Source organism: Microbacterium sp. MDV22-iso44, assembly GCF_058629135.1.
Window position 1 is genome coordinate 982,667 of sequence record NZ_JBZVWS010000001.1, and the last position, 12,350, is coordinate 995,016.

13 protein-coding genes are annotated in these 12,350 nt (G+C 70.0%); 6 read left to right on the forward strand and 7 right to left on the reverse strand.

Going from position 1 to position 12,350, the window contains the following annotated elements; all coding sequences use genetic code 11:
* Nucleotides 1-63 precede the first annotated feature (63 nt).
* Nucleotides 64-759: a helix-turn-helix transcriptional regulator gene (locus AC4NN1_RS04850; protein WP_491954698.1), complete on the reverse strand. Its 696-nt coding sequence runs from the start codon at nucleotides 757-759 to the stop codon at nucleotides 64-66.
* Nucleotides 760-912: 153 nt separating this feature from the next.
* Between AC4NN1_RS04850 and cynS the strand changes: the two genes are divergently transcribed.
* Nucleotides 913-1,383, forward strand: coding sequence for a cyanase (gene cynS / locus AC4NN1_RS04855; RefSeq protein ID WP_018188567.1), 471 nt, complete (start codon nucleotides 913-915; stop codon nucleotides 1,381-1,383).
* Nucleotides 1,384-1,391: 8 nt separating this feature from the next.
* On the opposite strand, the gene AC4NN1_RS04860 is transcribed toward cynS, so the two are convergent.
* The 3 genes from AC4NN1_RS04860 to AC4NN1_RS04870 all read right to left on the reverse strand — a co-directional run bounded on the left by AC4NN1_RS04860 (nucleotide 1,392) and on the right by AC4NN1_RS04870 (nucleotide 3,992).
* Nucleotides 1,392-1,889, reverse strand: coding sequence for an HNH endonuclease (locus tag AC4NN1_RS04860; protein WP_116228718.1), 498 nt, complete (start codon nucleotides 1,887-1,889; stop codon nucleotides 1,392-1,394).
* A gap of 307 nt (nucleotides 1,890-2,196) precedes the next feature.
* On the reverse strand, nucleotides 2,197-3,003 hold the full coding sequence (locus AC4NN1_RS04865; RefSeq protein WP_491954699.1) for a M23 family metallopeptidase: 807 nt from the start codon (nucleotides 3,001-3,003) through the stop codon (nucleotides 2,197-2,199).
* Nucleotides 3,004-3,287: 284 nt separating this feature from the next.
* Nucleotides 3,288-3,992, reverse strand: coding sequence for an iron-dependent transcriptional repressor DtxR (locus tag AC4NN1_RS04870; protein WP_018188570.1), 705 nt, complete (start codon nucleotides 3,990-3,992; stop codon nucleotides 3,288-3,290).
* A gap of 107 nt (nucleotides 3,993-4,099) precedes the next feature.
* Between AC4NN1_RS04870 and serC the strand changes: the two genes are divergently transcribed.
* Nucleotides 4,100-5,218: a phosphoserine transaminase gene (serC, locus tag AC4NN1_RS04875; protein WP_018188571.1), complete on the forward strand. Its 1,119-nt coding sequence runs from the start codon at nucleotides 4,100-4,102 to the stop codon at nucleotides 5,216-5,218.
* A gap of 71 nt (nucleotides 5,219-5,289) precedes the next feature.
* On the opposite strand, the gene AC4NN1_RS04880 is transcribed toward serC, so the two are convergent.
* A complete protein-coding gene (locus AC4NN1_RS04880) occupies nucleotides 5,290-5,976 on the reverse strand; it encodes a DUF3027 domain-containing protein (protein ID WP_491954700.1) in 687 nt (228 codons plus the stop codon).
* The gene (locus tag AC4NN1_RS04885) at nucleotides 5,969-6,352 is read right to left on the reverse strand and encodes a cold-shock protein (RefSeq protein ID WP_018188573.1); all 384 of its coding nucleotides are present in this window, start codon (nucleotides 6,350-6,352) and stop codon (nucleotides 5,969-5,971) included. The genes AC4NN1_RS04880 and AC4NN1_RS04885 overlap by 8 nt, the downstream gene beginning before the upstream one ends.
* Nucleotides 6,353-6,458: 106 nt before the next feature.
* On the opposite strand from AC4NN1_RS04885, the gene AC4NN1_RS04890 reads away from it, so the two are divergent.
* Genes AC4NN1_RS04890 through AC4NN1_RS04900 form a run of 3 tightly spaced genes read left to right on the forward strand, consistent with a single transcriptional unit; the run spans nucleotide 6,459 to nucleotide 10,116 of the window.
* Nucleotides 6,459-6,737, forward strand: a complete 279-nt coding sequence (locus AC4NN1_RS04890; protein WP_018188574.1) for a hypothetical protein — start codon at nucleotides 6,459-6,461, stop codon at nucleotides 6,735-6,737.
* A gap of 1 nt (nucleotide 6,738) precedes the next feature.
* Nucleotides 6,739-8,445, forward strand: coding sequence for a helicase-associated domain-containing protein (locus tag AC4NN1_RS04895; protein WP_491954701.1), 1,707 nt, complete (start codon nucleotides 6,739-6,741; stop codon nucleotides 8,443-8,445).
* Nucleotides 8,446-8,472: 27 nt separating this feature from the next.
* Nucleotides 8,473-10,116, forward strand: coding sequence for a DNA repair helicase XPB (locus AC4NN1_RS04900; protein WP_018188576.1), 1,644 nt, complete (start codon nucleotides 8,473-8,475; stop codon nucleotides 10,114-10,116).
* A gap of 16 nt (nucleotides 10,117-10,132) precedes the next feature.
* On the opposite strand, the gene AC4NN1_RS04905 is transcribed toward AC4NN1_RS04900, so the two are convergent.
* Nucleotides 10,133-11,491 carry a CPBP family intramembrane glutamic endopeptidase gene (locus AC4NN1_RS04905; protein ID WP_491954702.1) on the reverse strand — a complete coding sequence of 453 codons (1,359 nt, stop codon included), beginning with the start codon at nucleotides 11,489-11,491 and terminating at the stop codon, nucleotides 10,133-10,135.
* A gap of 99 nt (nucleotides 11,492-11,590) precedes the next feature.
* Between AC4NN1_RS04905 and AC4NN1_RS04910 the strand changes: the two genes are divergently transcribed.
* The gene (locus AC4NN1_RS04910) at nucleotides 11,591-12,283 is read left to right on the forward strand and encodes a response regulator transcription factor (RefSeq protein WP_018188578.1); all 693 of its coding nucleotides are present in this window, start codon (nucleotides 11,591-11,593) and stop codon (nucleotides 12,281-12,283) included.
* Nucleotides 12,284-12,350: the final 67 nt, after the last annotated feature.

A 12,350-nucleotide genomic window follows, 5' to 3' on the forward strand; every position in this document is an offset into this window, starting at 1 on the left:
TCTATGTCGAAGATACGCACGGGTTCCGACATCGCCCGCGCCCGCTGCGCACGAGCCCGGGGCTCAGCCCGCGTCGCGGGCGAACGCTCCCGGCGCTACACCGAACCGGCGCCGGAACGCGCGCGCGAAGGTGTCCGGATCGCGGAAGCCGGCACTGTACGCCGCGGCGGCCACCGGCATCCCGTCGCGGAGCAGCCCCTGCGCGCTCCCGAGCCGGTACTCGCGGATCAGCGCCGCGGGGCTCTCCCCCTCACGCCCCAGCACGGCCTGCGCCGTCCGCACGGACACGTGCGCATCCCGCGCGAGCACGTCGACGCAGAACTCCGGGTCGCGGTGCCGCGCGGCGATCTGCGCACGCAGAGCGGATGCCGACGGCACCCCGCGCCTCGCCGGAACCTGCGCCTGCGGCTCGAACGACAGCAGTCGATGCTCGGGCAGGGGCAGTTCCGCCACCCGCCACGCGACGTCGAGCGGCCGTCCCGCGCGGGTGACGAACACCTCGTTGCCCCGCGGGTCACCGCCGTGATCCGCCGCGTGGACGATCGGGCACTCGTGCGCGGGGTAGGCCGAGCCGTCTGCGCGATGCCCGTGCAGCACCTCGTGGCTCGGACCTCCCACGACCCGGCGGGGATCGGAGTATCCGAGCAACCGCCCGGCGGCCTCGTTCAGGTGGGCGACGGCGCCACCGCGTCCGATGACCCACAGCGGCTGCGGGACGGCATCCACCACCGCCTGCATCCACCGCTCGATCGCCGCCATGGGCCCACGCTAGGCACCGAGGTTTGCCCTGGCGCGTCGCGCGCGTTTCGACCGTGTCACACGTGCGCACAACGACGGCATCCGTGCGCGTTCTTCCTGCCGCCTCACGCTCCGGGACTGGTCCGATGGAACGAACCGACGAGAGGACACGTCATGACGCTCCCCCAGATCATCAGCAAGCAGGCCGCCGGTGCCGCCATCGACGAGGTGCGACGCAAGAGCGGACTCTCGTGGGACGCGGTGAGCGAGCTCATCGGCCGTCCGCCGGTGTGGACCGCCGCGGCCGTTCTCGGGATGCACGCCCTCCCCCCGGCCGAAGCGGAGCGCCTCGGCGACGCCCTCGGACTCGACGCCGCGCTCGTCGACGCCCTCACCCGCCAGCCGAACCGCGCCGCCGAGGCAGATCTCTCTACCGACCCGACGATCTACCGCTTCCACGAACTCGTGCAGGTCTACGGGCCCGCGCTCAAAGCCCTCATCCACGACCGTTTCGGCGACGGCATCATGAGCGCGATCAACTGCAGCATCTCTCTCGACCGCGTCGCACACCCCGACGGGGACCGCGTCGTCATCACGATCGACGGCAAGTTCCTGCCCTACGCCTGGGTCGAATCCGGCGTCTGACCTGGGCGCTACGCCGCGAGCGCCAGGTACGGCTCCCACGCCGGATCGGCGCGCTCGGTGCCGCGAACGCGCCAGCCGGCTCCGCGCGGGGGCTGCGGCATCCATCGCAGCTCCCAGTTCATCTCCTGCGGGGTGCGGTCGCCCTTGACGTTGTTGCAGCGCAGGCACGCCGCGACGAGGTTCTCCCACGAGTCGGCTCCGCCGCGCGACCGCGGCAGCACGTGATCGATCGTCGACGCGCTCTTGCCGCAGTACGCGCACCGGTGACCATCACGACGCAGCACGCCCCGGCGGGTGACCGGGACCCGCCGGCCGGCCGGGATCCGCACGTAGCGGGTCAGCACGATGACGGCCGGGCGGTCGTACACGTCGCGGGTCCCCCAGACGGGGTCCTCTTCGACGCGTTCGACGATGGTGGCTTTCTCGGTCATGACGAGCACGAGGGCTCGCTTGAAGGAGATGACGGCCAGGGGTTCGTAACCTGCATTCAGCACCAGGGTGCGCATAGGGGTGTCCTCTCGAACGGCCGAGACGGCTTCACGGCCTTCCGTGTCGTCGACGCGGTGCGGGTCGAGAGGGGTGCGGGTACGAAAAAAGGCGCCGTCATCAAGACAGCGCCTTATTCGCACGACCGACGTCGTGGCAATCGTGCACACGATGCCGCAGCACATGCCGACCTAGCGCATTCCGGTTGCGAATGCGGGGTTGGATGTCCATACGGCTCCCCTCGGCTCGAACGAGCGTCGGGGTCAGGGTATTACACGCCGGGATGCCCCAGGGCGAACATCAGCAGAACGATGACTGTGTGTCTCGTCAGCCGGCGTTGGCCTGCAGCCAGGACTCGGCGTTCGTGTACCCGTTGTTGATGCGGATCTCGAGGTGGAGGTGGGTGCCGTTGGCACGGCCCGTGGAACCGACCTGGCCGATCAACTGGCCGACCGAGACCTTGTCGCCGACGGAGACGCGACGCGTGCCCCAGTCCATGTGCGCGTAGAGCGAGGTCACCCGCACACCGCCGATGTTGTGGGCGATCTTCACGTACACACCCCAGCCCGGTCCGGACTCGGAGGACGCGACGACGGTGCCGTCGGCGACGGCGTAGATCGGCTCGCCGCGTCCGACCATGTAGTCGGTGCCCTTGTGGCCCGCGTAGGGCGTGCCGAAGTTGTTGAAGTGCGCGAGCGGACGGCGGACCGTGCCCGAGCCCGGCGACACGAGCGGGACCGAGGACGAGAAGCTCGACGAGCTGCGCGACGACGATGACGAGGACGAGGCTGACGCGAGTCGGGCTGCGAGCGCGGCCTTGGCGGCCTTCTCTGCGGCCTCCTTCGCCTTCGCTGCCTCGATCTCCTCGGGGGTCGTGGCGGAGTACCCACCGCGTGCGAGGGTCTCGGGGCTGCCTTCGGATGCGACGACGAGCGATTGTGCGTCGTCGGCGGAGACCTGCTGCAGCGTGCGCGCTTCGGCGACGTCGCCCCGATCGGCGGCGGCGAACGCCGGGATCGCGACGGTCGCGACCATGCCGGCGACGGCGGCGACGGTCAGGAAGCTGCGGACGGGGTGAGGGCGAGGGGACGTCGAAGGAGTGGCGGGCGCCGCGGCGGCGACACGTCGGCTCAAGCGACCTTTACGGGGGGCCGTCGATGCCTCAGAAATCTCGTTCGACGGGTGGAACTCTTCAGCCAAGCTGTCCTCCAGCGCCTCCGCATCCGCGGGTGAGGATGCTGGCTCGTCGGCACTCCGTGTCGGGCACGGATGTAGGGGACACCAGGCGAATGACGAGCCGGAGAGGCAACTCGCGAGGCGGTCCGTGGCGGGCTTCTCGCCTATGGACCCTCCGAGGCTACCGGAAGGTAACGAATAAGTCACGCTCCCGCTCTTGTGAGCGGGGCCGCGGCGACGGCTCAGATCTCGCGCGCGTCGACGATGAAGATGTGCGAGGCGACCTCGACGGGGAGCTCGAGCGCCTCGTCGACACCGTCCATCTCGACGAGGACGTACCCCTCGTTGAAGCGGAACGAGCCGGTGCGCCCGGGGACGACGCCCGCGTCGCGCAGCTGGGTCAGGAGCTCGGGGTCGACCTGCATCGGCTCCGCCAGACGACGGATGCTGCCCGTCACCGGCCCGCCGGCGTCGTTCAGCCGACGCACGAGGCCGACCACGCCGTTGTCGAACGCGTTGGCCGGAACGTCGCCCAGCTGGTCGAGGCCCGGGATGGGGTTGCCGTACGGGGACTCGGTCGGGTGGTCGAGGAGTTCGATGAGCCGACGCTCGACGAGCTCGCTCATGACGTGCTCCCAGCGGCACGCCTCTTCATGGACGTATGCCCAGTCGAGGCCGATGACGTCCGACAGCAGGCGCTCGGCGAGACGGTGCTTGCGCATGACGTCGACGGCCTTCTGCCGGCCCGGGTCGGTGAGTTCGAGCTTGCGGTCCTCTGAGACGACGACGAGACCGTCGCGCTCCATGCGGCCGATCGTCTGCGACACCGTGGGGCCGGAGTGGCCGAGGCGCTCGGAGATGCGCGCACGAAGGGGCGTGATGCCCTCTTCCTCGAGTTCGAGGATGGTGCGCAGATACATCTCGGTGGTGTCGATGAGGTCGGTCATGAAGGCCTTTTCGCGCGGGAGACAGTGCGTTCCCAGCCTATCCGGCATCCGGTCGCGGAGCGTCATGGAACCGGAGCCGCCGGGGCCTGCGCCTTAGACTTCTCGCCATGGCGACTGTGACCCTTCCCCGCGAGATCCTGCCCGTCGACGGACGATTCGGCTGCGGCCCGTCCAAGGTCCGTGCCGAGCAGCTCGAGGCGCTCGTCACCCAGGGGGCATCGCTCTTCGGCACCTCGCACCGCCAGGCACCCGTGAAGGACCTCGTCGGCCGCACCCGCTCCGGTCTCGCCGAGCTGTTCCGACTTCCCGAGGGGTACGAGATCATCCTCGGCAACGGCGGATCGACCGCGTTCTGGGACGCTGCGGCCTTCGGGCTCATCGAGAAGCGGGCGCAGAACCTCGTGTTCGGCGAGTTCGGCGGCAAGTTCGCCGCGGCTGCCGCCGCCCCCTGGCTCGAGGCCCCCGATGTGCGCCGCGCCGAGCCCGGCACGAGCGCGAAGCCCGAAGCCGTCGACGGCGTCGACGTCTACGCCTGGGCCCACAACGAGACCTCCACAGGTGTCGCGACGGCGATCTCGCGCGTCCACGGCGACCCGGGCGCCCTCACCGTGATCGACGCGACGAGCGCCGCCGGCGGCATCGACATCGACATCGCCGAGGCCGACGTCTACTACTTCGCGCCTCAGAAGAACCTCGGCTCCGACGGCGGCCTCTGGTACGCCGCGGTGTCGCCGGCCGCCATCGAGCGGATCGAACGCGTCGCGGCATCCGGTCGGTACATCCCCGAGTTCCTGAGCCTGAAGAACGCGCTCGACAACTCGCGCCTGCAGCAGACGCTCAACACCCCCGCCATCGCGACACTGCAGCTGCTCGACAGCCAGCTGCAGTGGATCAACGGCAACGGCGGCCTCGCCTGGGCGGGCGCCCGGACGGCGGAGTCCTCGGGCGCCCTGTACGAGTGGGCGGATGCCGCGTCCTTCGCGACCCCGTTCGTCGCCGACCCGGCCGACCGCTCCCCCGTCGTCGTCACGATCGACTTCGACGATTCGGTCGACGCGGCCGCCGTCGCGAAGAGCCTCCGCGCGAACGGCATCGTCGACACCGAGCCGTACCGCAAGCTCGGTCGCAACCAGCTGCGCGTCGCGACGTTCGTCTCGATCGAGCCCGACGACGTCCGTCAGCTCATCCGCGCCATCGACTACACGGTCGAGCACCTCGCCGATTGACCACGCACGACGAACGCGGCCCCGAGGAGTGATCCCCGGGGCCGCGTTCGTGTGAGAGCGGATGCCGCGCGTCAGTACTCGCGCAGCACCTCCGCATTCTCGTCGTCATCGTTCTCGTCGTCATCGTCATCGTCGTCGTCCTCGTCGGACTCGTCGTCGTCCTCGTCGGACTCGTCGTCGTCTTCCGACTCGTCGAGCTCGTCGATGTCGACGCCGTCGACGTCGCCGGCGTGAAGGATCGGAGAGCCGTCGCTCTCGAAGTCGCCGGCGTCGAGGTCCTCGCCGTCGGCGTCATCCTCGTCGGCGTCTTCGTCTTCGTCCACGTCATCGTCGTCGTCCTCGTCGGACGTGTCTTCGCCCGACGCGGCCTGAGCCGCCTGGTATTCCGCGAGCCGCTCGGCCCACGGCAACCACTCGGGAGCGAGCAGCGCGCCGTCGCCGGGCATCAGCTCCACCTCGAGGACGGTCGGGTCGGATCCCTCGACGACGGCGACGCTCACCGTCCAGAACCAGCCGGGGTAACCGGCCATCCGGTTCGCGAAACGGAGCGAGACGACACCTCCGTCTTCGAGCTGATACCCCGCGGCATCGCCCACGGTCGCCTCGGGAGTCACCTCGAGAAGCGCCGCGCGCGCGAGGTCGTGCGCCTCGAACAGGCGCGGGTCGGTGGGGGCGGATGCCTCCGTCTGCTCGACACGGGCGTCAGCCGACTCGACGGACGCGGTGTCCGGTTCTGCCGGTTCGGTCGATTCAGGCATCGAGGTCATCAGCGACCTTGCGGAGCACAGCGGCGACCTTCTTGCCGTGCGCGCCGCTCGGGTACCGCCCGTGGCGCAGATCGCCGCCGATGCCGTCGAGGAGCTTCACGAGGTCCTCGATGATGACGGCCATGTCGTCGGCGGGCTTGCGGTTGCGCTTGCTGAGGCTGACAGGGGCATCGAGCACCCGGACGGCGAGCGCCTGCAGACCACGGCGACCGTCGGCGACGCCGTACTCCAGCCGGGTGCCGGGCTTCATCGTCGTGGTGTCGGCGGGGAGCGCGGTCGCGTGCAGGAAAACGTCCTGACCGTCGTCGCCGGTGATGAAGCCGAATCCCTTCGCCTCGTCGTAGAACCTGACCTTGCCGGTGGGCATGTGTCGAACCTCGCTGCTCGAGCCCGCGTGCGGGCATGGAAAAGTGGGACCGTCTCAGCCCCACCCTCCACCCTAAGCCACCGCGGCGAGCCGCTACTCTGATCGGATGAGCACTCCGCCCCCGGCCGGCGACCTTCCCGTCCGTCGCATAGACCGCATCCTGGCGTTCATGTCCCTGGGTCTGTTGGTGCTCTCGGTCGTCTGCTTCTTCTCGATCATCATCGCGTCGGGTCCGGGTGGACTGGAGCAGGCCGACTTCGCCTCGGGCATCTGGCCGGTGGTGAGCCTCATCGTCTACGTCGCGCCGCCGGTCGCCTTCGCACTGCTGCTCGCGCTGCTGATCATGACCTTCGTGCGACGGGGACGGGCCAACAAGGGCCGTTGACGTGACAGCTTCCGATGCTCGTGCCCTCGCGACCCGCCTCGCGACGCTCGATCCGGATGCCCTCGCCGCGGTGTTCGATGCCCGCCGCATCGCCCCGAACACGTCGTGGACCGACTTCTTCGACGCGGCCGATGCGCTGCTCGACCCCGCGCAGCTGAGCCGGGCTCTCGCCGACGTCTCCGACCTCGAGGCGGCCGCGCTCCGTGACGCCGTCGACGCCGATGCGGCAGTGACCCCCGGTCTTCGCGCCGGTCTGGTCTCACGCGCCCTCGCCGACGAGGAGGGCCGGCCCTACGCCGCCGTGGCTGCGGCCCTCGGCGGAGCCTCCCCCGTCGAGTCGCCGGTGATCTTCGAGGGCGGGCCCGAATCGGATGCCGCTAGTGCCGAGCGCGCTTTCGACGCCGTGGCCTCGCTCGCCGACATCCTCCACGTGGCCACCCGCACCCCGCTCGGCCGCATCGGCTCCGGTGCCCTCGGAGCCGGTGACCGGCGACGACTGGTCGAGGCGGGAGCGGCGGCGACCTCCGACGCAGCCGACACCCTCGTCGCGATCGCCGCCGAGTCCGGCCTGCTCGCGGGGTCGGAACGCAACTGGAGCGTCACCGAGTCGGGAACGGCGTGGCTCGGCATCCGCACCGTGGAGCGGTGGATCGAGGTCGCCCGTCGCCTGCGCGACCGGCTGCCCGCCGCGCTGCGGGACGCCTCGGGCGGATGGCGCGACCCGTCGCAGTGGCCCGGTGTGTACCCGTTCGATCCGGCCTGGCCCGATCGCGTCCGCCGCCTCGCCGCGATGCTCACGCAGTGGGCCGTGCTCACCCCGGCGGGCACGACGCCGCAGTGGGCCGCGGGTCTCGCGGCCGGGAAGGACGTCGATGTCGCCGCGCTCCGCTCCCTGCTGCCGCACGAGGTGGACAAGGTCTACCTGCAGAACGACCTGACGGCCATCGCCCCCGGCCCCCTCGAACCCCAGCTCGACCAGCGCCTGCGGACCACCGCCCGCCGCGAGTCCCGCGCGCAGGCGGCGACCTACCGCTTCACCGCCGACACGATCGGCGCGGCCTTCGCGGGCGGCGAGACCTCGGCATCCCTCACGGCGTTCCTCACCGAACTGTCGCTCACCGGCGTGCCCCAGCCGCTCGCCTACGAGATCGAGCGCGCGGCCGCCCGGCACGGCACCCTGCGGGTCGGCGTCGACCGGCTCGGATACACCCGCGTATCGGGCGACCGCGACCTGCTCGATGCCATCAACGTCGATCAGGCGCTGCGCCCCCTCGGACTCGTGACCGACGGTGACGACCTCGTCACCCGCACGAGCGCCGACACGACCTTCTGGATGCTCTCCGACGCGCGCTACCCCGTTCTGGCGGTGGATGCCGACGGTGCCCCGCGGGCTCCGGGCCGCCACGAGGTCGCTGAGAGCGCAGCGCCGGAACCGACGGCATCCGATCGATACCGCCCGCTGATCGAGACCCTGCGCGCCAGCCTCTCCGACGACGCGGATGCCGCCTGGCTCGAACGCGAGCTCGACCAGGCCGTCCGCACCCGCGCGACGATCGAGATCACGGTCCGCATGCCCGACGGATCGAGCCGGGACGTCACCCTGGAGGCCGCGGGTCTCGGCGGTGGTCGCCTGCGCGGTCGCGACCGCGCCGCCGACGTCGAGCGGACGCTGCCGCTGTCGAGCATCGTCAGCGTCCGGCCGGTGTGACCGGCGGGGCCGGTAGACTTGCCCGTTATGGCTGACGGCCCCCTCATCGTCCAGAGCGACCGAACCGTGCTGCTCGAAGTGGCGCATCCCGACGCGGAGAACGCGCGACACGAACTCGCGATCTTCGCCGAGCTGGAGCGCGCCCCCGAGCACATCCACACCTACCGCGTGACGCGGCTCGGGCTGTGGAACGCCCGCGCCGCCGGGCACGACGCGGAGGACATGCTCGCCACCCTCGAACGCTGGGCGAAGTTCCCCGTCCCGCCGTCGGTCTCAATCGACATCCGCGAGACCGTCGGCCGCTACGGCCGCCTCATCATCGAGCGCGATGACGAGGGGACGCTGATCCTCCGCTCCACCGACAAGCCGGTGCTCGCCGAGATCGCGCGGAACCGCCGCATCCAGCCCCTGCTCATCGCCCACCCGACACCCGATACGTATGTCATCGACGCGTGGGCGCGCGGTCAGATCAAGCAGGAACTGCTGAAGATCGGCTGGCCCGCCGAGGATCACGCCGGCTTCACCCCGGGCACCCCCCACGAGATCGAGCTGCACGAGGACGGCTGGTCGCTCCGCCCCTATCAGCGGAAGGCCGTCGACATCTTCAGCGAGGGCGGCTCCGGCGTCGTCGTCCTCCCCTGCGGCGCGGGCAAGACCCTCGTCGGCGCGGCGGCCATGGCCGACACGAAGACGACGACCCTCATCCTCGTGACGAACACCGTTAGCGCGCGCCAGTGGCGAGACGAGCTGCTCAAGCGCACCTCGCTCACCCCCGAGGAGATCGGCGAGTACTCCGGTCAGTCCAAGGAGGTCAAGCCGGTCACGATCGCGACCTACCAGATCCTCACGGCGAAGCGGAAAGGCGAGTACGCGCACCTCGCTCTCCTCGACGCGCTCGACTGGGGCCTCATCGTGTACGACGAGGTGCATCTGCTGCCCGCACCGGTGTTCAAGCTGACCGCCGACCTGCAGGCGCGGCGCCGCCTCGGCCTCACGGCGACCCTCGTGCGTGAGGACGGCCGTGAGGGTGATGTCTTCAGCCTCATCGGCCCCAAGCGTTTCGACGCCCCGTGGAAGGAGATCGAAGCGCAGGGCTTCATCTCCCCCGCCGTCTGCTACGAGGTGCGCATCGACCTGCCGGCATCCGACCGGCTCGAGTACGCGGCGTCGGCGGACGACGAGCGCTACCGCCTCGCGGCGACCGCGCACGCGAAGATCGATGTCGTCCGCGACCTGGTCGCCAAGCACGAGGGCGAGCAGATCCTCGTGATCGGCCAGTACCTCGACCAGATCGACATCCTCGCCGAAGAGCTCGGCGCGCCGAAGATCACGGGGTCCACTCCCGTCGACGAGCGCGAGGTGCTGTTCGACGAGTTCCGGCACGCACGCATCCCCGTGCTCGTCGTCTCGAAGGTCGCCAACTTCTCGATCGACCTGCCCGACGCGTCGGTCGCGATCCAGGTCTCGGGATCGTTCGGGTCGCGGCAGGAGGAGGCGCAGCGCCTCGGCCGTCTGCTCCGTCCGAAGTCCAACGGGCACAAGGCGAGCTTCTACACGCTCATCGCACGCGACACCGTCGACCAGGACTTCGCGCAGAACCGCCAGCGGTTCCTCGCCGAGCAGGGCTACAGCTACACGATCCTCGACGCGGACAACCTGCTCGCCGCCTGACGAGCGTCAGCGAGCGTCAGTCGGACGAGGACGATCCGGACGAGCCGCCGTCCGATCCGCCGGTGCCCCCGGCATCCGATCCCATCGACCCGGAGCCACCGTCGGACGGCGACGGGGAGTCGGGCGTCGGGGTCGCGTCGGGAGCGGGCGCGTACTCGCCCCACCGCGGCGCCTGGTGCGGCTGCAACGGCGGTCCGTCGTACGGCTCGGGCGTCGGTGTCGGATCGACGAGCGGCTGTCCATACACAGGGGGCTGCCCGTACACAGGGGGCTGCCCGTAGACCGGCCCGTACACCGGCGGCTGCCCATACACCGGCGGCTGGCCGTAGACCGGCGGCTGGCCGTAGACAGGCGGCTGGCCGTATACCGGCGGGTATGCGTAGGCGGCGGGAACGTGCACCGGCTCCGGCGGCGGCGTGAGGCGCACGGTGCGGCGCCCGTCACCGCGGCGCCACAGCCACTCGACGACACCGACGAATGCGGCGATCATCACGGCGGAGGACACCAGGCTGACGATGCTCGTGTCGGTCGCCGCCGCATCGCTGAGCCCGAAGACCGAGAACCCGAAGGCGGCGAGGTTGTTCACGATGTGCAGGGCGATCGCCGCTTCGAGCCCACCGGTCCGCCAGGTCAGCCAGCCGGCGGCGATCGCGAACACCGCCACGCTCGCCTGCCCGGCCCAGTCGTAGATGTGCCCCAGCACGAACAGCGGGACGGGGAGCAGGATCGCCCATGCGGGGTGCTTCAACCACCGCCCGACCGTCTGCATGAGGTACCCGCGGAAGATGAACTCCTCCGCGGCCGCCTGGAAGGGCACCAGCAGGAGGACGACGAGAAGGGATGCCACGAACGCCGGGTTGTCCGCGGGCGCGACGACGTTGCCGCTCCCCTCCTCTGCCGGGAGCAGGAAGGACAGGGCCGAGATCACGATGTAGACGACCACCGCGGCACCCATGCACAGGAGGAGCCACTTCCATCGGAGCCTTCCGGCGACCGAGGAGATGTAGCCGACCCGTCGACCGTTCACGACGAAGGACGACAGCAGGTAGATCGGCCACATCACCGCGAGCGACAGCAGGATGATGGCGAGTCCGATCGGGTCGCTGACGTCGATCGTGAGGAGCCGGTCCGTCAGCGCGAAGATGTCGACGGAGGGATCGGTGGCGAGGACGACCAGGCCGAAGACGAGACCGATGACGGTGCTGACGACGAGGTAGAGGACGACGCCCATGGCACCGGTCGCCAGCGGCGTCCACCACCCGCGGCGCTGCCGTGCGAACACCAGCCGATTGAAGGCGGCACCCGGACCGGTGACGTCGGCCGGCAGTGTCGGCGCGGGTCGGGGCGGAACGGGGGCGGGATGCGGGACGGTCACCGTTCCATCCTGTCTCACCGCGCGCGGGGATCGTACTCCGGAGCGACCCGGGAACGGAATGTCCAGCAAACCGATGGATTCCGGTGCCAGTATGGGCTCATGACCGCTGCGCGCATCCTCGTCGTGGACGACGAGCCGAACATCCGGGACCTGCTGGTCACCAGTCTCCGGTTCGCCGGATACCAGGTCCGTGCCGTCGCGAACGGCGCCCAGACCATCTCGGCCGTCCTCGAAGAAGAACCCGACCTGATCATCCTCGACGTCATGCTGCCCGACATGAACGGGTTCAGCGTGACCAAGCGGCTGCGCGGTGCGGGCTACACGGCCCCCATCCTCTTCCTCACGGCGAAGGATGCCACCGAGGACAAGATCGAGGGCCTCAACGTCGGCGGCGACGACTACGTCACCAAGCCGTTCAGCCTCGACGAGATCGTCGCTCGCATCCAGGCCATCCTCCGCCGCACGATGCAGGCCGACGAGGACTCGATCATCAAGGCCGGCGAGATCACGATGGACCAGGACACCCACGACGTCCAGGTCGGTGATGTCTCGATCGACCTCTCGCCCACCGAGTTCAAGCTCCTGCGGTACCTGATGCTCAACCCCAACCGGGTGCTCAGCAAGGCGCAGATCCTCGACCACGTGTGGGAGTACGACTTCAACGGCGACGCCGGCATCGTCGAGAGTTACATCTCCTACCTCCGCCGCAAGATCGATCCGCACTCCTCCGAGCCGCTCATCCAGACCAAGCGCGGGTTCGGATACATGCTGAAGGCCGACCGCACCGCCTGAACGGAGGCGCCCCCTGGGCCCGACGGCATCGCAGGACCGCGTCACCCATTGGTGGCGCGGTCTCAGC